The 24,508-nt window shown below is 66.5% G+C and carries 17 protein-coding genes; 5 read left to right on the top strand and 12 right to left on the bottom strand.

What is annotated here, in order from left to right; all coding sequences use genetic code 11:
• Positions 1-80: 80 nt before the first annotated feature.
• The 5 genes from ACZ60G_RS22075 to ACZ60G_RS22055 all read right to left on the bottom strand — a co-directional run bounded on the left by ACZ60G_RS22075 (position 81) and on the right by ACZ60G_RS22055 (position 9,847).
• Positions 81-899, bottom strand: a complete 819-nt coding sequence (locus ACZ60G_RS22075; protein WP_465811914.1) for a hypothetical protein — start codon at positions 897-899, stop codon at positions 81-83.
• 99 nt (positions 900-998) lie between these two features.
• The gene (sigM, locus tag ACZ60G_RS22070; RefSeq protein ID WP_465812144.1) at positions 999-1,559 is read right to left on the bottom strand and encodes an RNA polymerase sigma factor SigM; all 561 of its coding nucleotides are present in this window, start codon (positions 1,557-1,559) and stop codon (positions 999-1,001) included.
• Between the two features lie 446 nt (positions 1,560-2,005).
• Entirely contained in the window at positions 2,006-6,445 is a 4,440-nt protein-coding gene (locus ACZ60G_RS22065) for a murein biosynthesis integral membrane protein MurJ (protein ID WP_465811913.1), read from the bottom strand.
• A gap of 184 nt (positions 6,446-6,629) precedes the next feature.
• Positions 6,630-9,314: a DUF6049 family protein gene (locus ACZ60G_RS22060; protein WP_465811912.1), complete on the bottom strand. Its 2,685-nt coding sequence runs from the start codon at positions 9,312-9,314 to the stop codon at positions 6,630-6,632.
• Positions 9,311-9,847 carry an NUDIX hydrolase gene (locus tag ACZ60G_RS22055; protein WP_062981726.1) on the bottom strand — a complete coding sequence of 179 codons (537 nt, stop codon included), beginning with the start codon at positions 9,845-9,847 and terminating at the stop codon, positions 9,311-9,313. Before ACZ60G_RS22055 ends, ACZ60G_RS22060 begins: the two co-directional genes overlap by 4 nt.
• 427 nt (positions 9,848-10,274) lie before the next feature.
• On the opposite strand from ACZ60G_RS22055, the gene ACZ60G_RS22050 reads away from it, so the two are divergent.
• Positions 10,275-11,705, top strand: a complete 1,431-nt coding sequence (locus ACZ60G_RS22050; protein ID WP_465811911.1) for a CCA tRNA nucleotidyltransferase — start codon at positions 10,275-10,277, stop codon at positions 11,703-11,705.
• Between the two features lie 19 nt (positions 11,706-11,724).
• On the opposite strand, the gene ACZ60G_RS22045 is transcribed toward ACZ60G_RS22050, so the two are convergent.
• From ACZ60G_RS22045 to ACZ60G_RS22030, 4 genes are all read right to left on the bottom strand, one after another.
• Positions 11,725-12,540 (bottom strand): hypothetical protein, encoded by an 816-nt coding sequence (locus tag ACZ60G_RS22045; RefSeq protein ID WP_465811910.1) that lies wholly within the window; start codon positions 12,538-12,540, stop codon positions 11,725-11,727.
• 90 nt (positions 12,541-12,630) lie between these two features.
• Entirely contained in the window at positions 12,631-13,545 is a 915-nt protein-coding gene (locus ACZ60G_RS22040; protein WP_465811909.1) for an NAD-dependent epimerase/dehydratase family protein, read from the bottom strand.
• Positions 13,546-13,639: 94 nt separating this feature from the next.
• Entirely contained in the window at positions 13,640-17,233 is a 3,594-nt protein-coding gene (locus ACZ60G_RS22035) for a hydantoinase B/oxoprolinase family protein (RefSeq protein WP_465811908.1), read from the bottom strand.
• 76 nt (positions 17,234-17,309) lie between these two features.
• The gene (locus ACZ60G_RS22030; RefSeq protein WP_465811907.1) at positions 17,310-18,905 is read right to left on the bottom strand and encodes a DUF4185 domain-containing protein; all 1,596 of its coding nucleotides are present in this window, start codon (positions 18,903-18,905) and stop codon (positions 17,310-17,312) included.
• Positions 18,906-18,982: 77 nt separating this feature from the next.
• On the opposite strand from ACZ60G_RS22030, the gene ACZ60G_RS22025 reads away from it, so the two are divergent.
• Entirely contained in the window at positions 18,983-19,513 is a 531-nt protein-coding gene (locus tag ACZ60G_RS22025) for a hypothetical protein (RefSeq protein ID WP_465811906.1), read from the top strand.
• On the opposite strand, the gene ACZ60G_RS22020 is transcribed toward ACZ60G_RS22025, so the two are convergent.
• Positions 19,503-20,855, bottom strand: coding sequence for an MFS transporter (locus ACZ60G_RS22020; protein ID WP_465811905.1), 1,353 nt, complete (start codon positions 20,853-20,855; stop codon positions 19,503-19,505). The genes ACZ60G_RS22025 and ACZ60G_RS22020 overlap by 11 nt on opposite strands.
• A 35-nt stretch (positions 20,856-20,890) precedes the next feature.
• Positions 20,891-21,358: an NUDIX domain-containing protein gene (locus ACZ60G_RS22015; protein ID WP_465811904.1), complete on the bottom strand. Its 468-nt coding sequence runs from the start codon at positions 21,356-21,358 to the stop codon at positions 20,891-20,893.
• A gap of 294 nt (positions 21,359-21,652) precedes the next feature.
• Here ACZ60G_RS22015 and ACZ60G_RS22010 point away from each other — a divergent pair, with 294 nt between their 5' ends.
• Together ACZ60G_RS22010 and ACZ60G_RS22005 are read left to right on the top strand one after the other, a co-directional pair.
• Positions 21,653-22,435 (top strand): pirin family protein, encoded by a 783-nt coding sequence (locus tag ACZ60G_RS22010; RefSeq protein ID WP_465812143.1) that lies wholly within the window; start codon positions 21,653-21,655, stop codon positions 22,433-22,435.
• Between the two features lie 73 nt (positions 22,436-22,508).
• Entirely contained in the window at positions 22,509-22,988 is a 480-nt protein-coding gene (locus ACZ60G_RS22005) for a DUF4190 domain-containing protein (protein ID WP_465811903.1), read from the top strand.
• Here ACZ60G_RS22005 and ACZ60G_RS22000 read toward each other — a convergent pair.
• Positions 22,966-23,517, bottom strand: coding sequence for a hypothetical protein (locus tag ACZ60G_RS22000; RefSeq protein ID WP_465811902.1), 552 nt, complete (start codon positions 23,515-23,517; stop codon positions 22,966-22,968). The genes ACZ60G_RS22005 and ACZ60G_RS22000 overlap by 23 nt on opposite strands.
• Before the next feature lie 132 nt (positions 23,518-23,649).
• Between ACZ60G_RS22000 and ACZ60G_RS21995 the strand changes: the two genes are divergently transcribed.
• Complete coding sequence (locus tag ACZ60G_RS21995) at positions 23,650-24,501, top strand: Scr1 family TA system antitoxin-like transcriptional regulator (protein ID WP_387287026.1); 852 nt, start codon at positions 23,650-23,652, stop codon at positions 24,499-24,501.
• Positions 24,502-24,508 lie beyond the last annotated feature (7 nt).

Genomic DNA, 24,508 nt, shown 5'->3' with positions numbered 1-24,508 from the left:
CGTGTCGGTCAACAACAGGGTAAACGGTGTTGTTCCCGACGTGATGTGGGACAACCGCACGACGTGACGTCGCCCACTCGTCAACCGATGTCGGTGAGTGCCAGCTGCTGCGGATCGCTGGCGCCGCAACCGATTCCGACGACCAGTGCGGTGATCTTGTGCAGACGCGGGCCGGTGAGCAGGATCAGCACGGCGTCCCTGCCCTGGAAGGTGGTGTCGGTCGAACCGAGGACGGTGCGGTCCAGGCCGTTGGCGTGGACGCAGCGGTTCAGGGCCGCCGGGGTGCCGAGTGCGCCGGTCACGTCATTGCGACCGAGTGCGCTAAGTGCGACGGTGGCGTCGAGTTCGTCACCGAGTTGGACATTGCTGCTGGTGGTCGGTTGGGCGCTCGGGGCCACCTCGTGCCCGCGCAGTGCGTCCACCGCGACCGCCACGCAGGCCACCACCGCGATCACGGCGGCCGCAGCGGCGACCCAGCGGAGTCTGCGAGTGTCGCGTCGCGTCAGCGGGATGGCAGCCTCGTGCCCGGGATGCTTTGCGTCATCTGCGGATTCGGGCCACACGGCAACCGACGATTCCGGCCGTGTGGTGGCGGAGGGTAGCCGATGGACGGTTGCGACCTGCTCGGTGGGCTCCTGCGCCACATCGAGGCCCTCGACGAACTCCTCCAGCCGGGCCGCGATATCGGCGGGCATGGCGTGGATGATGTGCTCGTCCCGGCCGAGTGCGCGTAATTCGGCGCTGACATCGTCGAGCGAGTTGAGGAACCGCAGGGCGTCCGGATCCTTGCGAACCATCGGCCACAGCTGCTCGCTCAGCTCCGGTGCCACATTGTCGGCATGTAGATCGGCGAGCAGTTCGGGTGAGAACGGAGGCTGCGGATCGGATCGGGCCGCCATCGCACCTCCGGATTCTCGAGTAGATGGCCGCCCGCATGTCGCGGGCGGCACTGCCAGTACATCGTCTGGTTGTCCGTCACTATTAATGACGCATCTCGACTACTTCCGGTTCCCCGGATCACGCAGAAATTCCAAACGTTCTTGGAGCCGCTGTCGGCCGCGCGCGCATCGGCTCTTGATGGTGCCCTCCGGAACGCCGAGCAGTGCCGCTGTTTCCGCGACACTACGCCCCTCCAGTTCCACCGCGACAAGCGCCGCCCGCTGCTCCTCCGGCAGCGTGAACAGCGCACGGTCGATGACGAGTGACATTTCCAGTTCGGCGATATCGTCGCGGGTGCCCTTGGGTTCCGGCATGGTCTCCGGCGCCAGCGGCACCGCGCGGCGGGTCTTATTGCGCCGGATCCGGTCCAAGCAGGCGTTCACCACGATGGCGTGCAGCCAGCTGCGCACCTCGGCCTCGGCGCGGAAGGTGGCGGCGGTGCGGTGTGCCGAGAGCAAGGCGTCCTGCAGCGAATCCGCCGCGTCCTCGCGGGTATAGGAGGTGCGCAGGGCGGTCTGCCAGAGGTGGTCGTTATGGCGGCGCAGCAGCTCGGCGAAGGCATGCCGCTGACCGCGCACATGGGCTTGCAGCAGTTCGACATCGGTGAGCTCGTCGGGGATGAACGAACGCTCGCGGAACGCAACAGGCCGCGACTTCCCCCCGTGGGAATCCTCGTTCAGTTCGGACGGCAAAACCAACCCCTTGGACAGCTCTCACGGCGATGACGGACACGAGCGACCACCATCGAAATTTCGCAGCATCCAGGATCGAACAACCAGAACCCGGGGAGCTCCCCCTGAGTGAGAGCGCGGCTAGATCATATCGTCAGTAAAGAATTGGCAGCAACCAGACCACTTGGAGCACAGCGGATCCGAGACTGCGGGAAGGTGACGCCTGATTTCGTAAGTACATGGGTAACTCGCCGGGGACGCCCAAAACCGAGCCAGGCAGGCGACGCTGGACCTGAACGCAGCTGTCGCGGCACTTACTTGTACGGCCTGAAGATTCGGGGAGGCGGATGAGCACGGGGCGGACACGTGCGGCGAGAGGCAGAGCTGAGCGGCGCTTACGGCGCGGCGTCGAAACGCAGGTCGGCGATCGAGGTCTGGAACTGGCCACCGGAATTGCCGAGTCCGGTGATCCATACGAGCACATAGCGGGCAGCCTGATCACCGCGGACCGGGATTTCGGTGATGCCGTTCTCTAGTCGCGCCGAGCCGATCAGCTGGGTCTGGTCCAACGTGGGCGAGGCAGTCGGGGAGGTGCGGATCTCGACCGAGGTGCCCGTACTCGGCGATTCGATCGAGACGCTCGTCAGCTTGGCCGGACTCGGCAGAGTGGCCAGCAGCCCGACGCCCTTCTTGAGCGCCGGGAACTGCTGGAAGTACTGATCGGTGCGCCAGACGGTGCCCGGATCGTGATCGAGCACCGCACCGGTACCGCTGACATTGTCCGGTGTGCCCTCCGGGGAGAACACCGACACACTCGTCACCGGAACCGGCACCCCGCCCGCGGCCGTCCCTGTCGTACCACCGGAAGTGGGCGCGGGCGCGGGTGAACTGTTTGTTGTGAGGCCGATATTGCGCTGCTCGTTGAGCGGTGCGTCCGAGGCGGTCGGCGCGAAGACGCTGACCATCCACCAGATGATGATGCCGACCACGAGCGCGGCCAGAATGCCGAGCCCGACCATGATCCACATCATCCGCTGCGAGCGTTCCCGTTCCGCCGCAAGCAATTCCGGATCGGCGAGCGATTCCTCGGCACCGCTCGACGGACGCTGACCGAGGCGGAGCACCGGGATGAAATCGGTCTTCTGGTCGACCACCGAGGCCTGTTCGAGCACATGCTGCACGGTCGCAGCGGTGCGCACGCCCTTATTCGATTCCAGCGAACGGACCGCGACCGCCGAGATCTCGAACGGCACCTCCGGCCGGATCTGCCGCGGTTCGACGGGGGTGCCGTCGGAACCGAAATCGGCCAGCCGCAAACCGCCCACCGTCGCTGCCGTACCGGTCATGCCACCGGCGCGGATCGGCCAGCGAGCGGTGATCAGCGCGTAGAGCATGGCGCCGAGGCCACGCACATCGGATTGCGCGTCGGAATCGGACAGCGTGCCCGGGAACGCGAGCACCGCATCACCGGTGGCACTGATCCGGACCCGGTCCGGATGGTCGATGGACAGCGAACCGCCGCCGCGATGGGCCAGTTCGGCGGCCGAGGCCAAAGCCCGGATGGCACGCGCGGCACCGATCGGCGACGGCACCGTCTCGGCCATTTCGCGCAGCGAGCGGCCCGGCGTCCATTCCGCCACCACGATGCCGCCGGAGCTGCCACGCACCACATCGAGTACGCGAGCCAGGCCCGGCGAGTTGATCCGGCCCAGGCGCAGCGTGCGCGACAGGATGGCCTGCGGACCATCGTGACCGGAGTTGTCGGTCGCCTTCTGATCGGCGTCGACGAAGGTGAGGGCGACCTCGCGGTCGAGCTTGATATCGAGCGCCTGCCAGAACTTGAGTCCGCGGGATCCACCGTGACTCGCGAGCAGCCGGTAGCGGCCGCCCGCTACGGAAGCGCCCGGAATCAGCTTGGGGCCGCGCGGCGTTCTTCGACCCGCGTCGTCCATCGGCGGTAGCTGCGGCGGGATGGGGATCATCCCGGTGTCGTACATCGGATCGCGCTGCGGGGCCTCCCGCGGTTGCTCACCGGATCCGGGCGCCGAATCGTGCTCCGGCGGACCGTTGTCGGCACCCTGATTCGCGTATGCGGGATCGGAGGCCTTCCCGGCGGGCGAAACATCTGTGGAGAGCCCGCCTGCCTTGGTCGCAGCAGATTCGGCGGCTGGGACGCCGCCCAGCGCCGCGTCGTCGCTCACCCTCGTTCCTCCTTCGCCCTGATATGTCGAAGTTCCGGCGAACTCGCCACCTGTGCTTCTCTGCCGAACAGGGTACGGGAACTCACCCATACCGGTGCTGTCAACGGTATGAGCTCGGATCACGGGTAGCACCATGGTCTGGGCATCCATGTACGGGTCGAAACCAGGGTATGCCACATACGGCTCGGGCCGCCGGAATACCTGTGTCGCGTACTCGTCCTCGACCGGACCCTCGAGATCGAGATCGGGGGCGGGCGGGGTGAAGCCGAGGCGCCGGGAGACGGCGACGGTGATCGCGACGATCTCCGGGATACCGGCCAGGCGCATCAGCCCGAAGGCGACCGCGAACATCACGATGGCCGATACGATCACCCGGATCAGCGAGCCGGGTCCGCCGGAGAGGCGGTCGAGTCCGAGCACCTTGTCGACGATGAGCATGACCGCGCCACCCGCGATCGAGGACAGCAGGACGCGCGACACCGTGCGTCCGACATTGACCATGCGCAGATCGCCGAGGCTCTGGTGCAGGAGATAGCCGCCGATGACGGCACCGGCCAGGAAGCCGAGTCCGGTCGCGACACCGAGGATCTTCACGACCTGACCGCTGTCGCTCGCCAGCGCGGGTGCCAGTGCCGAGAACAGGATCTTGATCGTCGTGATGGCGAGGATGATCCAGGTCGGCGTCCACGCCTGCTCCCTCGCGTAGAAAACGCGCAGATGGATGAGCACCAGGGAGTACGGAATCAGTGTGAAGGCCGACCAGCTCACCGCCTCGCCGAGGCGCGCGGCGTCGCCGGTGAACCGCGCATAGCCGAACAGCGCCTCGCCGACCTGCGGGCCGGCCAGCGTCAGGAAGGTGACCACCGGAACAAGGGCGATCATCGTCAAGCGGGTCGCGACGGACAGATCGTCCACGACGGCGGGGGTGTCATCGGCCGCCGCGTTGCGGCTCAGCCGCGGCATGATCGCGGTGAGCAGCGTGACACCGAGTACGCCGTAGGGCAGCTGGAGCAGCAGCCAGGCATTGGTATAGATCGCCGGGCCTGCCTCATCGGCCGTCGAGGCGATGTGGTTCGAGACGATCAGACCGATCTGGCTGATCACCACGTACAGGATGATGGCCGAACCCATCTTGCCGAACTGCTTGAGTCGCGCGTCGACACCCCAGAGCGGCCGCAGATCGATCTGATTGCGCTTGATCGCGGGCAGCAGGCTCAGCGCCTGGGTGGCCACACCGAGGGTGATGCCGCCGCCGAGGACCAGCAGCTTCGGATCGCTCATCCGGACCGGATCCAGGGTGATCTCGCCCGGCGTCAGGGCGTAGAGACCGAGCACGACCAGCACGACGAGGTTGTTCAGCACCGGTGCCCAGGCCCCGGGTTTGAAGTTCTGGCGGGTATTGAGGATCGCCGTGAGCAGCGCCGACATGCCGTAGAACAGGATGGCGGGCACCAATAGATAGGTCAGCGCCGTGGTCAGTTCGGTATTGACCTTGCCGTCCGAGGAGACGAAGACCCGGGTCGCCAGCAGCGGCGTCGCCGCCGCGGCGAAGAGCGTGGCGGCGGCGAGCACCGCGAAGGCGGCGGTGACCAGCCTGCGGACGAATGCGACGCCCCCGTCGTCGTCCTCCTGTTCGGCGCGCACCAGCGTCGGCACCACCATCGCGGTCAAGACCGCGCCGAGGACGAGCTCGGTGATCATGTTCGGGATCAGGTTGGCCGAGGTGTAGGCACTCGCGACGGCCGGGCCGAGCGCGGTCAGCAACAGCAGCTGTTTGCCGAAGCCGGTGACGCGGCTGATCAGGGTGGCGATCGCGATCGATCCGGAGTCGCGCAGCAGACGCGAGCTCGCGTTCTGTTTGGTTTCGGTGGCTACCGGGCCCGATGCGGGTGCGGCGGGCCATTCCTGGGTCCGTGGCCTGGCCGCTTCCCTGGGAGCGGGACGTTGCGGCTGTTCCACCGGTTGCCGCCGTTCGACAGGTGGCCGGCGATCGACAGGTTGCTGTTGTTCGATCGGCGGCTGCCGCGTCGCCGGGGGCTGGGGCGGTGGAGTCTGATAGCTCGGTCGCGGCGGCTGGTAGTTCGGCGGCGGCGCGAAACGCTGGGGCGGGACACGAGGCGGTGCGCCCGGCGGTCCCGGTACCGGTTGACCGGGCGGCATCTGTTGACCGGGCGGTATCTGTTGACCGGGCGGCATCGGACGCGGACGGGCCGGACCGGGCTGCTGTGGCGGCGCCGGGTATTGCCGCTGCCCCGGATGTGCCTGCTGACCCGGATGCGGCCGGGGTTCGGGGTATTGCTGTGGTTCCGGATATTGCGGAGGACGGGGTACCGGCCGGGGTTGCCTGGGCAATGCGCCCGAGGGCGGTGCCATCGGCCCGGTCGGCGGCCGCGAGGCACGGGGTGCCGGGCGCGGTGGCGGCACCGGTCGCTGCGGCGGACCCGGCCGACTCACCTGCGGTACGCGCGGCGAATTGCCGAAACGTTCGTCGGGTGTCATCTCCGCGTCCTCCGGTTCTGCCGGTGGCTGCGCCAGTTGCCGTTCCCAGGGTGCCGAAGGCGCCCGGCGGGCCTGGGGTCCGTCGGGCCGATCAACAGGTGGTTGCCGATGAGCGGATAGATCATCGTCGCTCATCGTGCCTCCTGCGCCATGCCATCCCCCGCCGCCGGGCCGATGACGCCCAGGGTGTTACGCGATTGTCCTCCACGATGCCATGAGTGGTGCGGGGTCGGGTACCGATCAGAGGCGACCGACTGCTTGCAGGTCGGTCGAATCAACACAGCGATGACAGCCGAGCACGAGCGAGGTGTCCTCGTCCTCATCCCGCCTCCTGCTGCTCCTGCTGCTGTAATACGCGCCTGCGCGCCCGTCGGTACCTGTTCACCCGGCGTCGGGTGCCCGGATCGAAACCCTCGTCGGCCGGATCCGGCTGTCCGCGGAACCGACGCAGCAACCGCCGCCCGGCCAACAGGAACAGCAGTATTCCGGCACACGCCGTAATTATTGCCAAGGTCTGACCGTAAGCGTTCGAACGCACCGAGACCGAGGTGGGATTGCCGAGTGGGACACCGTCGGACGTGGTAAGGGAGATCGGAATGACCAGGTTACGGCTATCGGTGACCTCGGTCGGGATCTGGAACGATCGGCTTCCGGTGGGCGGCAGCGTCTCCTCGCCCGGATCGGTGATCTTCGTCTCGGTCGGCGCCTCGATCCGGAACCGGACCCGGATAGCGACCGGCAGATCGTTGCGTGCGACCAATAGCAACGGGCTCTGTTCGGAGGCCAAGGTGTACACCCCGCCGGGCGGCAGCACGGTGACCGAACCGTAGAGCCGGTCCAGTGTGCGTGTCGTCTGGTCGAGTCGGCGCTGGGCATAGGTGTCCGGCTGTGCGGAATCACCGGAGCGCCGGTCCGAGAGGGTCAGGACACGCAGCAGATCGTCGCGAAGCGGGGTCAGATATTGGTTCGGCGTTGGCTCCGTCTCGGGCACCTCGACGAGCGAACGCATGAGATCGGTGATCCGGCGGCCCTGGTCGCGGACCGGGAGCACGAAGCGGTCCGGAACCGCGTCATGGGCGGCCTGCGGCAGATAGTCGGGTTCGTGGGGCTGCGCGTCGGGCGATTCGGCGACCAGTTCGGCGAGCGCGCGCGGGGTCGCGAGGTTGTTGTGCAGTAGCAGGTCGACCTGCTTCAGGATCGCGGTGGCTTCATCCCGGTTCGCGCTCCACTGCTGCGGCGGCACCAGCAGCAGTGAGCGCGGGCGGCTCGGGTCCGGGTTCAGCGCGGACCAGGTGATGGCGCCGAGCGCATCCTGCAGGCGGGCCATCCGGGAGTCGTTGGTGACGTCGTAGCGGACGCGTGCGGGGGTGAACGACGGGGTGGGCGGGTTGGAGCCGACGGCGGCGAGGGCGGTCGCGGACCAGATATCGAAGGTCGCCGCGTGCAGTGCCGGATCGGCGGGCGGGGTCTGGGCGCCGGAGGGCGCCGCACTCGTCGTTGGGGCCGACGTGCTGGTGGCGGAGGTGGTCGGTGTGGCGCTGATCTGCGGTTCCGGTGTCGGTTCCGGCGTGACGGGCACCGGGGCGATCTCGGCCAGCCGGACCACATCCGGCGTGCTCGTCTCCGGCAGCGGCTGACTCGAGGTGGTCTGGTTGGCGGTGCTCTGATTACCGGCGCCGCCGCGTCCGGTGGTGATCGGCTGCGAATCCGTCGAGGTACCGGCAGTGCCGAGCGGTACGGCGGCGTTATCGGCCAGTACCGCGGTCCCGAAACCGTGGCCGCGCAACAACATTCCCGCGCTCTCATCGATACTGCCGGAATCCGGCACGCTGACCCCGCGCACCGATTTGGTGGCCAGAATCGAATCGACGATATCGGCGGGGTCGTTCAACGCTCGCGTGGACAGTTCGGCATCGTTGACCGCGGCCAGTGCCGTGATATCGACCTGTGCGAACGGCAGTGCGACCGTGCAGGTCGATGCGGCGACCGCGCGCAACCGGTCCAGCCAGGTCTGGGCCTGATCGGCACCGGTGCCTGCCCTGGTCGCACCGTCCGGATCGGATGGGCTGGCCAGTACGCGATAACCCTTGGTCATCACCTGTGCGGTGATCAGCAGATCGGGATCGATCGCGATGCAGACCGCCGAGTTCAGCGTGCGATCGCGACTGGCCGGGTTGGTGCCCAGCACCGATTCCAAGGCGCCGAGCAATTGGTCCAGACGCCCGCCCTTACCCAGCGATGCGGCCAGTTCGTCGTCGGTGAGCTCGGCCTTTCCGTTGAGCGGGCCGGTGACACCGGCGACCAGCCGAGGGCGGTCGGCCAGCGGCCACAGCAGCGTCGTCGCCACCGGGGTATCGGGCGCGGCGGGCACCGGCGAGCTGATATCGACCGCGGGCGGCACACCCAGCACCGGGAGCAGGAACCGTGCGTCGTCGAGGCGGGCCTGGGTGCCGTAGGCCGGTTCCCCGTTGACATTCAGCAGCAGCGGATAAACGCCGGGCTTGGTGATATCGAGCGCGGCCGTACCGCCGCCGGAGCGCAAGGCGATGCTGATCGTGAACTGTTTGCGCTGGCCGGGACTCAAACGATCGGCGACATCTTCGAACGGACCGGTCACGTCGTAGTTGACCTGGTCCAAGCGCAGAGTCGAGCGCAGCGCGCTCGGTGCCGACACCGCGGCGGCGCGTTGGACGCGGACACTGATGTCCTCGACCACCCGATCGCCGATATTGGTGACGGTGCCCGCGACCGTCAGCGTCGGATCGCTGGTGGTGGTCACCGCGGACGGATTCACCGAATCCAGGGTCAGCTTCAGGAATTTCGGCGACGACGAACTATTCGGCGTCGTCGGCTGGGCGGCAGCGGGCTGGGCGAGCAATACCGGAACCGCCGTCGCCGAGCCGAGAATGGTCAGGACCGCCGCGATGATCCGGAACAGGGCCGCCCGTCGCCCGACCACCACCCCCCACGGAATCGCTGCGCGATGCCGGAAAGTCTGGGTCATCTCTTGCCGGTCTCCATCCGGTCGATCATCCGGTTCGCCACTTCGGCGAGGCGCCGCTCATCGGCATAGGCGAGCCGAGAATCCAATTCGCTCAACGGAACCCACGCCACCTGCGTGACCTCGACGTCGGCATCGGAGAGCTCACCACCGATGGAGCGCAGCAGATAATGATGCACGGTTTTGTGTACCCGGCGACCCTCGGTGACGAACCAGTAATCGATGCTGCCGAGTTCGGCGACCACTATCCCATTGATTCCGGTCTCCTCGGCGACCTCTCGGATCGCGGTCTGCTCGGGCGTCTCCCCCTCTTCGATATGTCCCTTGGGCAGCGACCAGAGCAGTCTGCCACGCCGATCGGTCCGCCCGATCAGCGCCGCACTGCGTTTATCGCTCGGCCCGTCCAACCCGTCGACGACGAGTCCACCCGCCGAGGTTTCCCGTACCGTGCGCATGCGCGGTTTCGCCGCGTTGGCGGCCGAACCGCGGCGCCGGGGCTGGCGGCGTCGACTGTTCGCGCGATCGGCCGGAGACACCACGCAATCCTACTGTGCTGAATTGCCGCCCCTCCGGCGCGGCGTGTGCTCTGTTTTTGGCGACGCCTTCGGCGCCGCGTGTTCGCGGCCCCCTGGTGTCTCGCGTCCGAGCCGTCGAGACATACGACTACGTCGTATGCACTTCGACGCCTCGGCTGTGTCCGACGGCCGCGCCTTCGGGGCCGAGAGACGGGCCGCGAACGGGTCGCTCGTAAGACTCGCTCCGTTGTGGTTGCGTGGGCTGTCAGCTCGGCTTGTGCTCACGCCTTTCCCTATATAGGCAGGTGCGCAGGATAAGGGCAGGTGCGCTGGTCGTCCGGAGGTAGATGCGCAGGCCGTCCGGCTGCGCGGGTTGCGCTGGAATATCGGTTGTGCGGGCTCGGTAAGCTGCTACTTCGTGGTTTCGCCCAAGTCCGAGGATGCAGCGTTGGATCGACGTACCCGATTGCTGGCTGCGGCCGCGGTCACGCTGGGGCGGTTGTCCGATGTGTTGACGCCGCTTGGCGAGTTGTTCGCCGCGCGGGGGTATGAGTTGTACCTGGTCGGGGGCAGTGTGCGCGATGCGGTGCTCGGGCGGTTGGGGACGGATCTGGATTTCACCACCGATGCCAGGCCCGAGCAGGTGCAGGAGTTGTTGCGTGGGTGGGCCGATCATCTGTGGGATACCGGCGGGTTGGCGTTCGGCACGGTGAGTGCGTCGAAGGCCGATCAGCAATTGGAGATCACCACCTTCCGCAGCGATACCTATGACCGGGTGTCGCGCAATCCCGAGGTCACCTTCGGTGATTCGCTCGAGGGTGATCTGGTGCGACGCGATTTCACGGTCAATGCGATGGCGGTGAAGATCGGGGCCGACGGGTCGCTGGAGTTCGTCGATCCGCTCGGCGGCATGGACGCGCTGCTCGCCGGAGTGCTGGATACGCCTGCGGCGCCGGAGGATTCGTTCAACGACGATCCGTTGCGCATGCTACGGGCGGCGCGTTTCGTCGCGCAGCTCGGCTTCGAACTGGAGCCGCGGGTGCGCGTGGCGATCGTCGCGATGGCGGGTGAGATCGAGCGAATCACCGCGGAGCGGGTGCGCACCGAGCTGGATAAGCTCATCGCCTCCGCGCATCCGATCGACGGCATCAATGTCATGTGCGAGACGGGCCTGGCCCAGCTGGTGCTGCCCGAGGTGCCCGCGATGAAGCTGGAGATCGACGAGCACCACCAGCACAAGGATGTCTACTGGCATTCGCTGACCGTGTTACAGCAGGCCATCGACCTGGAAGAGGGCGACCCGGATCTGGTGTTGCGCTGGGCGGCGCTGCTGCACGACATCGGCAAGCCCGAGACCAAGCGCAATGAACCGGGCGGCGGCGTCAGCTTCCATCACCACGAGGTGGTCGGCGCGAAGATGGTGCGCAAGCGGATGCGCGCGCTCAAGTACCCCAAGCAGTTCACCGAGGATGTGGCGCGACTGGTGTTCCTGCACTTGCGTTTTCACGGCTACGGCAAGGGACAGTGGACCGATTCGGCGGTGCGCCGCTACGTCACCGATGCCGATGACCTGTTACCTCGGCTGCACAAACTGGTCCGCGCCGACTGCACCACCCGCAATAAGCGCCGCGCCGCCGCGCTGCGGGGCACCTATGACGAGCTGGAGACGCGGATCGCCAGACTGCAGGAGCAGGAGGATCTGGATCGGGTGCGTCCGGACCTGGACGGTAACGCAATCATGGAACTGCTCGGCATTCCCGCGGGTCCGGAGGTCGGTAAGGCGTGGCGGTTCCTGAAGGAGTTGCGCCTGGATCGCGGACCGCTCGGCCGGGACGAGGCCGAGGCGGCGCTGCTGGAATGGTGGAAAGCCCAGGTCTGAAAGGGAATTCGCCGGTCGATCAGAAGATGATCAGCGTGGTGCCCGCCACGATGGCCGAGCGGATCTGTGCCAGATCGAACGATCCGGTGATCCCCGGCAGCTCCACCCGGAACCGGACCAGATCGCCCTCGCGGGTGGCGTGCACGATGCGTGCGTCGTTCGGTAGCCGATCCAGCAGGATCGCCGGCGCGGTGACCAGCTTGCGCGGGATCCGGATGCCCAGCCAGTTCGCCCGGTGGATATCGACGGTCAGCAGATTGTCGCTGACCTGCGCCTCCACCAGCGCGCTGATTCGGCGTTTTCGATTCTTCGCCCGGATCAATCCGCTCGCGTCGACGTCGAGTTTCCAGTCGCGCTGCTGGGTATCGAGCCAGCCGACGAGCGCCTCGGTGGTGAGGGTTCCGTTCAGATCCAGCTGCTGCACCCGCGCCTTCGTCGGCACGCCGGGCACCAGCCGGACGCCGTGCGCGATCACGGTGACCTGTTCGATCGGGTAGTCGTCCCAGCGCAGCCGGGACAGCACGGTCTTGGTCTGGAAATGCGCGCCGCGTCTGCGCACCTTCAGCACCTGCAGGGTCGCGTGCAGATCGTGGCCGAGCAGGGTCGCGCTGACCTCCTGGCCGCCGAACCGGCTGAGAATGCCCTCGCTGAGCACGGTCATCAGCACGTCCGGCATGAGCGCGGTCACCGTGCCCGCGCCGAAGTCGGCCAATGGATCCACCCACGCGGTGGTGTAGGCGAGCCATTGCTCGAGCAATGATTGATCGAAGAGGCGTTTACCCATGTCGACGGCCCGCATCGGTGACCATGACGTCGGATCGAAGTACGTGGCCATGATTGCTCCGAGCGTACTTGGCGTCGGCGCACCCGACCACGTTCGCGGGTGTGACGAAGTGGGCAAATTGTGCGTATTCAGATCAGGGTTCTATACCTGCTGGTCGGCGGCCAAGGCACGCAGGCCGTCCGCGCAGGATGGGTAGCGGGGCTGCCAACCGAGTTCCGCCTTCGCCTTGGCGTTGGACACTCGCATATCGGCCTGTGTCATGCGGTAGGCGTACGACATGGGCCGCATCATCCAGGCGGGCAGCGTGAACGGCTTTGGTGTGCCGAAGGTTTCGGCGACCAGCCGGACGTGTCCGCTGAAGCTGAGCGGGGCGTCGTCCACGATGTTGTATGCGGCACCGGGCTTTCCGCCTTCGACGGCCAGGGCCACCGCCGCACCCGCATCGGCCAGATTGATCCACGGCAGCACCCGTCCGTGATCGTTCACCACGGGTAGCTGCCGCTTGCGCAGCATCTCGACTATGGTCTCCGTGCCGCCCGCGCCGTAGAACAGCCCGTAGCGCAATGAGATGCCTTCGAGCCCATCGGCATTCAGCATCAGCTCTTCCTTGACCCGCATGCCTTCGAGGTGGGGTTCCACCGCCTTGTCGCCGGTCGGCGCGAAGGCGTTGTCCTCGGTGAGCACGTGATCGCCGAAATCGCCGTAGCCGTAACCGAAGACCACGGATTCGGCGATGACCCGCCGGGCACCGACGGCGCGTGCGGCCTCCAGCAGGTTGGCGGTGCCGGTGATCCGCAGCGCATTGGTCGCGTACATATCCTTGTGCCGCATCGGCGCCTTGCGCAGCGCCGTCGCCGCGTGCACCACGGTGTCGACGGTGCGGCCCTCGACCGCGCGCAGCAGCTGGTCGCGATTCATCAGATCGGCCTGGACATCGGCCCCGGCGCCGCGGGACAGCGAAATGACGGTATAGCCGGACTGCCGGAGCGCGGTGGTGATGTGGCTGCCCAGCACTCCGCTCGCCCCGGCCAGCAATACGTTCTTGGTGTCGTTCATGGCCATCAGACAGCTGACCCCACTCCGACGTGACACATTCGAATGTGATCCACCTCACTATCGAAAGCATGCCAGGGCACCGCGCCGGACGTGATCAGTTCCCGTACCCGCCGCCGCCGGGCGTCTCGATGACCAGCACATCTCCGGGGTCGAGATGCGCCGAATCCGCCCCGCTCAGGTCCTGCACCGTGCCATCGGCACGCTCGATCCGGTTTCGGCCGAGGGCTCCGGGCGCGCCGCCCGCCATGCCGTACGGCGGCACCCGGCGATGACTCGACAGCGTCGAGACCGTCACCGGTTCGGTGAATCGCAGCCGACGCACCGCACCGTCGCCACCGCGCCACCGACCGGTGCCTCCGCTCCCCGCGCGTACCGAGAACTCCTCGAGCAGCACCGGCAGCCGCCACTCCAGTACCTCCGGATCGGTGAGCCGGGAGTTGGTCATATGGGTCTGGACCACCGGAGCGCCGTCGAAACCGTCGCCTGCGCCCGATCCGGATCCGATCGTCTCGTAGTACTGGCTGCGATCATTGCCGAAGGTGATGTTGTTCATCGTGCCCGACCCCTCGGCCTGCACCCCGAGCGCCGCGTACAGCGCGCCGGTAATCGCCTGGGAGGTTTCCACATTGCCCGCGACGACCGCGGCGGGCGGTTCGGGTGCGAGCATCGAACCGGGCGGCACGATGATTCGCAATGGTCGCAGGCAGCCGTCGTTGAGCGGGATATCGTCGGCGACCAGCGTCCGGAACACATACAGGACGGCCGCGTTCGCAACGGCATAGGGCGCGTTGAAGTTACCGTCGAGCTGCCCCGATGTACCACTGAAATCGATGGTGGCGCTGCGGTTTTCCCGATCCACCGTGACCCGAACGCGAATGGTCGCCCCCAGATCGGTCGCATAAGAGTAGTCGCCGTCGTCTAGCGCATCGATGACGCGCCGCACCGATTCCTCCGCATTGTCTTGCACATGCCGCATATACGCCTCGACGACATCGAGCCCGAAGTGCTCGATCATCTTCCGGACTTCATCGACGCCCTTGGCATTGGCGGCGATCTGGGCGCGCAGATCGGCGAGATTGGTGGCCGGATTGCGGGACGGGTACGGCGCATCGGTGAGCAAGCGCAGCGTCTCGTCCTCGCGGAACCGGCCGTCCTCGACGAGCAGCCAGTTGTCGAAGATGACCCCCTCCTCCTCGATGCGACGGCTGTTCGCCGGCATCGAACCGGGCGCGATACCACCGATCTCGGCGTGGTGGCCGCGCGAGGCGACATAGAAGAGGATCTCGGCGCCCGCGGTGTCGAATACCGGCGTGATCACCGTGACGTCTGGCAGATGGGTGCCGCCGTGGTAGGGATCGTTGACGGCATAGGTGTCGCCGGGGCGCATGCCCCCGGCCTGCCTGCGCCGGATGACTTCCTTGACGCTGGTGCCCATCGATCCGAGATGGACCGGAATATGCGGCGCATTGGCGACGAGATTGCCGTTGGGATCGAAGAGCGCGCACGAGAAGTCCAGGCGCTCTTTGATATTGACCGACTGTGCGGTCGACTCCAGCCGCGCGCCCATCTGCTCGGCGATGGACATGAACAGATTGTTGAAGACCTCCAGCAGCACCGGATCCGCTTCGGTGCCCGCCTCTGGCCCGGCCACCGCCGCGACCCGTTCCATGATCAGATGTCCGAGGTCGTTCACCACGGCCTGCCAGCCGTCGTCGACGACCGTGGTGGAATTGGCCTCGGTGATGATCGCGGGCCCGAGCACCGCCTTCTTCGGCACCAATTCCGCACGCTTATAAAGGAATACCTCACGCCGAGCGCCACCGGTGTGCAGTTGTACCGACTCCGGCTCGCTGGTGGCTACGCGCGGCCCGGCCAGGTCGGCGAGATCGGGTGGTTCGGTGAGCCCGGTCGCCTCGACCGAAAGCGCCTCGATCACGATCGGGCGGTCCAGCACGAAGGAGTAGGTGCCGCGGTGACGTTCGACGAAATCCGTTGCCATCTGCGCCGGTTCGGTGAGTTCGACGGTGAGCGTGGTGTCGGTGCCGTCGTAGCGCAGCTGGGCGCGCCGCGCGATACGCACCCGGTGCACGGGTACGTCCTCACCGAGAAGTTCGGCGCGAGCGACGGCCTCCAGATCGTCGGCGATCTCACCGACGCGGTCCATCGACTCCTCGTGCAGCGGCAACTCCACCGAACGCTCGCGCATCGCAGTGGTATCGGCGAGACCGATACCGAGGGCCGAGAGCACACCGGCCATCGGCGGCACCACAACGGTGCGAATGCCGAGGGAATCGGCCACCTTGCAGGCGAGTTGGCCGCCCGCGCCGCCGAAGGTGGTCAGCGCGTAGCGGGTCACATCGTGGCCCTTCTGCACCGAGATCCGCTTGATGGCGGCGGCGATATTGGCGACCGCGATTTCGAGATATCCCTCGGCGACCTGCTCCGGTGTGCGATCGTCACCGGTGCGCTCCGCGATTTCGGCGGCCAGTTCCGCGAATCGGCTGCGCACCAGCGCATCATCGAGCGGTTCGTTGCCATCCGGCCCGAAAACCCTTGGGAAATGCTCGGATTGGATGCGGCCGAGCATCACATTGGCATCGGTGACCGTCAGCGGCCCGCCGCCGCGATAACAGGCCGGTCCGGGTGCCGCACCCGCGGAATCGGGTCCGACGCGGTAGCGGCTGCCGTCGAAGTGCAGGATCGAACCGCCACCCGCCGCCACGGTATGGATATCGAGCATCGGCGCGCGCAACCGGACACCGGCGATCTGCGTGATGAACACCCGCTCGTACTCGCCCGCGAAATGTGATACGTCCGTGGAGGTTCCACCCATATCGAAGCCGATGACCCGGTCGAATCCGGCGAGTTCGGACATCCGCACCATGCCCACGATGCCGCCCGCCGGACCGGACAGAATGGCGTCCTTACCGCGGAACTGTCCGGCCTCGGTGAGTCCGCCATTGGACTGCATGAACATCAGCCGCACACCGGTGAGCTGGTCGGCGACCTGCTGGACGTAGCGGCGCAGCACCGGTGAGAGATAGGCATCCACCACCGTGGTGTCCCCGCGCGGCACCAGCTTCATCAGCGGGCTCACCTCGCTGGACAGCGAGATCTGCGGAAATCCGATCTCGCGGGCGACCCGGCCGATCACCTTTTCGTGTTCGGGATACAGATGCGAATGCATGCAGACGACGGCGACGGCGCGGATACCGCTGTCGTACAACGGCTTCAGTTCAGCTGCCAGTGCGTCGAGATCCGGCGGAGTCAGCACCGTCCCATCCGCCGTGACGCGCTCGTCCACCTCGATCACATGCTCGTGCAACAACTCCGGCAGCACGATCTCGCGCGCGAAGATCTGCGGCCGATTCTGATAGGCGATGCGCAGTGCGTCGCGGAAGCCGCGGGTGATGACCAGCACGGTCCGTTCGCCCTTGCGCTCGAGCAGTGCGTTGGTCGCGACCGTTGTGCCCATCCGGACGGCGTCTATATCGGCGGCGCCGCCCGCGTCGGCGAGGATTTCGCGAATGCCCGCCACCGCGGAGTCGGCATAGCGCGCCGGATTCTCCGAGAGCAGCTTGTGCGTGACGAGTTTGCCGTCTGGTCGACGGGCCACCACATCGGTAAATGTGCCGCCCCGATCGATCCAGAACTGCCAGCCCGGTGTCTCGCTCGTCACCGGAGCCATCCGTGCGAAATACGTATGCGCTGGTCGATCACATGCGCACCATACCGAATCACCGTCGGCGCGGATCCGAGCGCGATCAGTGCGGCGGATCGAGTTTCGCGTGCATGAGGTACACGTTGTAGGTATCCCACGCCGAGATGGTGAAGTACAGATCCTCGCTGGTCGACCACGGATGGATGAAACCGCCGTAGGCCTTCGGATAGTCGTCGGTTGATACCAGCCCGACACCATCGGTCCAGGCGCCCTGCGGGCTCGCCGCGGTGCGCACCACGATCGCACCGCGCGCCGAATCCAGATAGACCATCTGCCACTGTTCGGTGTCCTTGTCGAAGCGCACCGACAGCTCGCTTGCCATACCGAGAACCAAAGGCGTGGCCTGGTTTTCGGCCGCAGGTGCCCAGGTGCCGCCCACCCAGTACTGGTAGGCCGATTTGTTCAGCACCTCGGTCTTCGGCACCCTGGCCAGGCCGATCATGCCGACCCGCCCGTTGGGCGTGCCGAACATATAGACGTAATCGCCCTGCGGCACCATGGCCGCCACCTGGAACCGGCCGAGTCCGAAGAAGTTGTCCCATCGGGCATGCTGATCCTTGACCCAGGTGCGGCCGTTGTCGTCGGAGTACGCGAGTCCGCCGTAATTGGTCGACCACAGGCCGGGGATGCGGCTCCAGTGGTTCACCGACATATAGCTCATGAACTGGCGCTGCCCGATCGCGAACCCGGAGGTCGGGATGGTGGTCGTCTCCCAGTTCTTGATCTTGCGGCTGGGCAGCAGTTCGGTGGCGTGACAGCGGCTGTCCTGCACCATGGTGTCGATGCCGAGTCCGTCGGCGAGATCGTGGTCGGTGCTGTAGCCGAGCACATTGCTGCGCCAGTCGGGCCCGCCCACCCCGCCACTGGTCCAGCCGTCGCCGAAGGTGTCGCCGAAGGCCACGGCGATCTCGCCCGGTTTGGTCTCCCACATGATGCCGAGATCGGTGCCGTCGACCTGCCAGCGCATATCGGTGCGGTTCGCCGAACCGTGCCCGGTCACCTGACCGACCAGATCCACCGATTCCACCAGCGGCGGGGCGATGGCGGCGGTCAGCGGTCCGGGTTCGGCCGGGTGCACGATCGGCGGCGGCGCGGGTTGCGGTTCGATTCCGTCGGGGCCGGGCACCGGGATCGGAATGGGTTCGATCTCCGGACGGAACTCTATGCGCGGCAGGCGGATCGAGCCGGAACCCGAACTCGAACCGGAGCTCGAGCCGGGTCCGGAACCGGAGCTGGACCCGGTGCCGGGCGCGCCTTCCGGTTCCGGATCGGTGGCGGGATCCGACGGCTTCGGTGTGTCCCGAATATCCGGGCACGGGTTGCGGCACGGGTCGGCGGGCAGCGGTTCCGGATCGATCCGAGTGTTGTCCGGCGGCGGATCAGGGACCGGAACCGGCGTGATCTCGGGAACCGGTACCGGGATATCGATCTGCGGCGGCAAAGGGGGCAGCGGCGGAGGCGGCGGTGCGTTCGGGTCCGGCGCCCGGTTCAACGGGTCGAATCCGATCTCGCCACAACTGTTCACCGGCGGCGGGGCCCACGGATGCTGCGCGGCCTGCGCGACGGGCGTCGGTACGGTCAGCGCTCCGGCGAGCAGCGCGCCGAGGATTGTGGGCGCACAGCTCGGCCGAAATCCCATCCGTTGTTGACTCCCTGTCGATTCGGGTCGATAGGAGATCAACTTACCCGACCGAATCGCGCGAACGGTGGAACCGGATGGGGCGCACTCGCGTCCAACCAGATATGAACGAGATCGAGTACGTGTTCGGAACCGGTGACGGCACGGTGCACGTCTGGACCAGCCAGACGGATCTGGATCTATCCGGGTCGGGCATCGGCGATGCGGTGGGACTCGACTTCGACGGCGACGGCCTGGTCGATGACGTGCTGTGGGATTCGCACGGCACCGGCATTGCCGATGTGGCCGGGCTGGATCTCGACGACGACGGCGTACTCGACCATTTCTTCACCGATCCGACCGGCAACGGCACCTGGAATCACCAGATCACCGGCAGCCCGGCCGATGCGGACAGCGAACACCTGGCCTGGATCGAGCGGACCGAGCCCGAGCCGGATCATCTCGCCGCCGACCAATTCGGCGCGGGCTTGTCGAATCACGATGAGCCGACGCGGGATTCGCGCTGGTTCGATCCGCAAGCTCCGTTCGAACATGTCGCCGCGCTTCGGGATCACCGGACCTGGTCGGGCGATGAATCCACCTCTCTGGCAATGCCGTTCAACGAGTAACCGGCACCCGCCGACTGTTGACGGCAATGGCCACTATTCCGGCGCAATAGATTCCGGCGCCCGCCAGCACCACGCCGATAGAGCGCCCATCCGCCGGTATCACCGACGCGGTGAGTGCGATCGCCAGCACGAACGCGATATTGAATACGGTGTCCTGCAGTGCGAATACCTGACCGCGCCTGGTGTCATCGATATCGATCTGCATGGTCGCGTCGCCGGTCAGTTTGATGGTCTGCCCCGCGAGCCCGAACAGGAATGCCGCGGCCAGCAGCAATTGATGCGCCCGATGCGCCGCGGTCCCCGCCGTCGCGATCGCGGTCGGGGTGACCAGCGCCAACTGCACCACGGTCGCGGTCAACAGCCCGAGGACCACCGTGCGCGAGCGGCCGAGCCGCGGAATCAATACCGGTGCGACGACTGCCGCCACCAACATCCCGGCGGCGGTACAGCCGATGGCGAGCCCGAACCGGGTCAGTCCGGTATTCGCGCCGCCGCCGTCGACGGGCGCCTGCCGCAGCACCAGCACCATGATCAGCGTATTGGTGCCGAATACGATCCGATGTGTGCCGATGCCGATCATCGCGGTGGTGACCTGAACCGCTCCCCAGACCGCGGCCGCACCGTGACGCAGACCGGTCGCGATCGCTCGCACCGCACTGTCGCGCGTCGCGGTCCCCGGCTCCGGACCGAGCACTCCGGCCCCGAATCCGGCCGCGAATACCGCACCGCAGACCGACCACACGGCACTGATCGCCACCGCGACCGCCGAGGCAAAATCGCCCGCGCCGATCAAACCGATGATCGCGACCGCCGCCGCGGCGCCGATACCGGCACATCCGGACGCCACCGTGGCCAGCACCGAATTCGCGGGCACCAGCCAGTGTTGGTCGAGCACTCGGGGCAACGCAGCCGACACGCCCGAGAGCACGAACCTGCTGACCCCGACCACGGCAAGTGCGAGCAACAACAACGGCGTCTCACTGCTGCCCGTCAACAGCCCGACGCTCACCGCACCGATCAGCACCGCCCGCAGCATGTTGGCGACCAGCAGCACCGCTCGCCGATCCCAGCGGTCCAGCAGCGCACCGGCATACGGCCCGATCAGCGAGTACGGCAGCAGCAGTACCGCGAACGCGGCCGCGATGGCGAGCGGATCGGTCTCTCGTTCCGGGTTGAAAAGAATGGCGCCGGACAGCGCCGCCTGGAACATGCCGTCACCGAACTGACCGGTAAAGCGGATCAGCGCCAAACGCAACACGCCGGGACTCTCGCGCAGCGCCGTCTGTAGCGAAACCGGCCGCGCGTCCGCGGGAGTGTTGCCGTCGGGGCGACCAGTAGACACGCCCAGAGGCTACCTGCCCCGCGGCCATCGCTCGATCAGTGAATCCCGTCCGCGATCAGTGCACTGACCGCCTCGCGCATATCGGGCGCCATCGGCAGATCCGCCAATGTCGCGGCATCGATCCAGGCGAAGGCGTCGTGTTCGCCCGGGGCCAGCGCGACCTCGCCGGGCTCCACCTCGACGATGAAGCTGTACTTGCGCACTCGGGGCTTGGTCCTGGTGGCGTAGTCGAAGTCGCCGAGGAACTCGGTGATGGCGCGCACCCGCAGCCCGGTCTCCTCGAACAGTTCCCGTACCACGCATTCGGCCAGGGTCTCCCCGGATTCGACTCCGCCACCGGGCAGTTCGTACATGCCGCCGTGGTAATCGTCGGGTACGCGGCGCACTACCAGGAGTTTGCGATCGCGGAATACCGCGACACCGACGACGAAATCGCTGATCCCGTCGCGCTCTGCCGCATCGCGGAGTTGCTGCTCGATGCGTGCGAGCACCTCGGTTCGCATCCGTTCGTCACCTCCGATTTCGTTGTGGCACATGATGTTACGAATCCGCCGTGCGCGCGTACAGCCCCCGTCGGGTGCTGGCGGGCCGTGCCGACCGGCGACACGACTAACCGGTCGGTACTGCTCACCTGCCGTTCACCCGCAGCCGCGAGTGACTCCTTGCACGTCACTCGCGAAGATCAGCTCGCGTAAAATGCCGAGTGCAGGACAATTTACTAGGAATTCGGAGTACCACGTCGTAAGTGCTCCTACCCTGAAAGGTGATCGGTGCACGGTCCCGAGAGGAGGACCATGATGTCCACACTCACGACACCACACATCGATGTCCATCGCGGCGGCGATCGCATGAAAACGCGCGTGTCCTGGCTGGATTCGAAGCACTCGTTCTCCTTCGGGGAGCACTACGATCCCGACAACACCCATCACGGGCTGCTGCTCGTCAATAACGAAGATATTGTTTCCCCTGGTCAGGGCTTCGAAACCCATCCGCACCGGGATATGGAGATCGTGACCTGGGTGCTCGGCGGCTCGCTGGTGCACCAGGATTCGCTCGGGCACAGCGGCGTCATCTATCCCGGCCTGGCACAGCGGATGAGCGCGGGCACCGGAATTCTGCATTCGGAGAAGAACGACTCCTGGCGGCTGGACCACGGCACCGAACATGACCAGCCGGTCCATTTCGTGCAGATGTGGGTGGTGCCGGACGAACCGGGCTCGGAGCCCGGATATCAGCAGCTCGAGATCGACGACGAATTGGCCCGCGGCGGCCTGGTGACCGTGGCCTCCGGCCTGCCGCGCTATCGCGATCGGACCGCGATCGCCATCGGTAGCAGCCATTCGGCGATGCATGTGGCGCGGTTGGCGGACAGCGGGGAAACCGAGCAGGCGATCGACCTACCCGACGCGCCGTACCTGCATCTGTTCGTCGCAAGGGGCGAGGTGGAGATGGAGGGCGTCGGTCCGTTGTACGCGGGTGACGCCGTGCGCCTGACCAGATCGGGTGGGCAGCTGGTGACCGCCCACGGGCCGGCGGAGATCCTGGTCTGGGAGATGCACGCGCGGCTCGGCTCGGAATAACCCCTCGGCATCATCCGAGGGAGTGCGATCAGAAGGCGACTGCAGCGCAAGCGCACCGGCTGAGAGGAAGTCCATGGCGCAATATCCGCCGCCCGGTCAATATCCGCCACCGGGTCAGTACCCGCCGCCACCGGGTCAGGGGCAGCCGAACTATTGGCAGGAATCTCCCAAGCGCAAGGGTATGGCGATCACCGCACTGGTGCTCGGCATCCTCGGCTTCCTGAGCTTCTGGACGCTGATCGGCGGTTATCTGTTCGGCTTCTTCGCGCTGATCTTCGGCATCATCGCGCTGGTCAAGATTCGTTCCGGCAGTGCGGGCGGCACCGGCATGGCGGTCACCGGATTGATCCTGGGTGTGCTCGCGCTGGTCGCCGCGGTCGTGCTCAGCATCGTCGGCTGGAGCTTCTTCGTCGACTCCGGCGGCAAGGACTATCTGGACTGTCTTCAGAAGGCGGGCGACGATCAGACCAAACAAAACGAGTGCCGGGACAAATGGGAGCACAGCATCGAGCAGAGCTTCAGCGTGACGCTCACTCCGCGCCCGACCCCGTGACGACACCCTTGATGCCCTTGACGACCGACCGGCCGCTGCTGTTCGCGCACGTCCGGGTGGCGGCGATGACATCGCCGAGTTCGGGGCGGTAGTCGCCCTCGGGTGGTGCGATCCAGATCCGGTAGCCGCTGAGCTCATCGGTCGGTGAGGGCAGCACGATCCGGGTGCCCGGCAGCGCCACCGAGGCGCAGACCCGGAACAACTCCGGGAACAGCGTCATATCCAGGTACGAGCTATCGGTCGGACCGGTCAGGAAGGACCAACGGCTGGAGCGCGGATGCGCGATGATCGGTCCGGTCCGCCCGTAATTGGCCAGCAGGTAGGCGCGCACCCGCTTGCCGAGTACGGCGGGCATGACGACCGCGCCGACGGCGCCGACTTCCAACAGAATTCGCCCGAGTCCCGGATCGACGACCCCGTAGAGACCGTTGTCCTTGCGATAGCGGCGACATCGCGCCAAGGCGTCCTGGGCCGCCGCGAAATCCTGGGCTGCCAGGTAGCTACCCGATTCCATTCGCGACGTACTCATGACGAACCTCGCCTCGACTTTGAGTGGATCGACGTAAAAACCGAAGTTGCCGCTGAAATCGACACTAGACCCGCACAAGTTCCTTGACAATAGTCACACGCCGGGTAAATTTCCGGCGTACGATCTCGGGCCATGGCGCCCGTTTCCCCGACCGTTGCTCGCTGGGAGCTGGTGCTGCGCCTGCGCGAATTGCGCGAACAGCGCGGCTTCGATTCGGCCACCTTCGCCAAGCGGGTCGGCTTCACCCCGGCGAACTGGTCGCACGTCGAGAAGGGGCGACGCGTACTCACCACGAACACCATCGGCCCGGTACTGGAACTGCTCGAGGTGGATGCCGAGGAACGCGGGGAGTTGCTGACGCTGCTCGAGGCGAGTAAGCAGCGCGGCTGGTGGGCCAAATCGTCGGCCCTGATCGGGCCGGAACTGCAGCGGCTGTACGGCATGGAGTTCGGCGCGCAGAGCATTCGCAGTTATGACAGCTTGGTTTTCCCGGGTCTGCTGCAGTCCGAGGACTACGCGCGGGCGCTCATCAGTGCCGATGTGATGATCCGGCCGGTTCAGGTCGAGCAATTGGTAGCCATTCGGATGCGGCGGCAAGAGCGGTTGCGCGGCAAGGGCCGGGTGGAACTGACCGCGGTCATCGGCGAGGGCACCCTGCTGCAGCAGACCGGTGGGCCGGAGGTGCTGCGCGGACAGTTGGAGTATCTGGCGAAGACGATCGAGCAGCTCGACAATATCGAGGTGCGCGTCATCCCGTTCGCGGCTCGGGCGGGCGCGGTGCTCGGCGGGTCCAGTTTCCACCTGATCGACTTCGCCGGTGAACAACTGCCGACCTTCGCGTGGGCCGAGAGCGCGGTCTTCGGTGGCGCGGTCGACGATCCGGAACAGGTGCGCGATTTGAGCTTCGCTTACGTTCGCGCACTGGAACAATCGTTGAATCGTGCAGCATCATTGGCCCTGATCAGCAGGTATGCACGAGTGTAAAATCCTG

The sequence above is a fragment of the Nocardia sp. NPDC102475 genome (genome assembly GCF_055584605.1).
The sequence above is the reverse complement of the archived record's forward strand: the minus strand, read 5'-3'. Positions and strand labels throughout refer to the sequence as shown.

Excerpts from the sequence above, each read along its gene's own strand:
- ACZ60G_RS22075 (WP_465811914.1), bottom strand. The coding sequence starts at position 899 with ATGGCGGCCCGATCCGATCCGCAGCCTCCGTTCTCACCCGAACTGCTC.
- ACZ60G_RS22065 (WP_465811913.1), bottom strand. The coding sequence starts at position 6,445 with ATGAGCGACGATGATCTATCCGCTCATCGGCAACCACCTGTTGATCGG.
- ACZ60G_RS22060 (WP_465811912.1), bottom strand. The coding sequence starts at position 9,314 with ATGACCCAGACTTTCCGGCATCGCGCAGCGATTCCGTGGGGGGTGGTG.
- ACZ60G_RS22045 (WP_465811910.1), bottom strand. The coding sequence starts at position 12,540 with ATGGCCACGTACTTCGATCCGACGTCATGGTCACCGATGCGGGCCGTC.
- ACZ60G_RS22040 (WP_465811909.1), bottom strand. The coding sequence starts at position 13,545 with ATGAACGACACCAAGAACGTATTGCTGGCCGGGGCGAGCGGAGTGCTG.
- ACZ60G_RS22035 (WP_465811908.1), bottom strand. The coding sequence starts at position 17,233 with ATGGCTCCGGTGACGAGCGAGACACCGGGCTGGCAGTTCTGGATCGAT.
- ACZ60G_RS22030 (WP_465811907.1), bottom strand. The coding sequence starts at position 18,905 with ATGGGATTTCGGCCGAGCTGTGCGCCCACAATCCTCGGCGCGCTGCTC.
- ACZ60G_RS22025 (WP_465811906.1), top strand. The coding sequence starts at position 18,983 with ATGGGGCGCACTCGCGTCCAACCAGATATGAACGAGATCGAGTACGTG.
- ACZ60G_RS22015 (WP_465811904.1), bottom strand. The coding sequence starts at position 21,358 with ATGCGAACCGAGGTGCTCGCACGCATCGAGCAGCAACTCCGCGATGCG.
- ACZ60G_RS22010 (WP_465812143.1), top strand. The coding sequence starts at position 21,653 with ATGTCCACACTCACGACACCACACATCGATGTCCATCGCGGCGGCGAT.
- ACZ60G_RS22005 (WP_465811903.1), top strand. The coding sequence starts at position 22,509 with ATGGCGCAATATCCGCCGCCCGGTCAATATCCGCCACCGGGTCAGTAC.
- ACZ60G_RS22000 (WP_465811902.1), bottom strand. The coding sequence starts at position 23,517 with ATGAGTACGTCGCGAATGGAATCGGGTAGCTACCTGGCAGCCCAGGAT.
- ACZ60G_RS21995 (WP_387287026.1), top strand. The coding sequence starts at position 23,650 with ATGGCGCCCGTTTCCCCGACCGTTGCTCGCTGGGAGCTGGTGCTGCGC.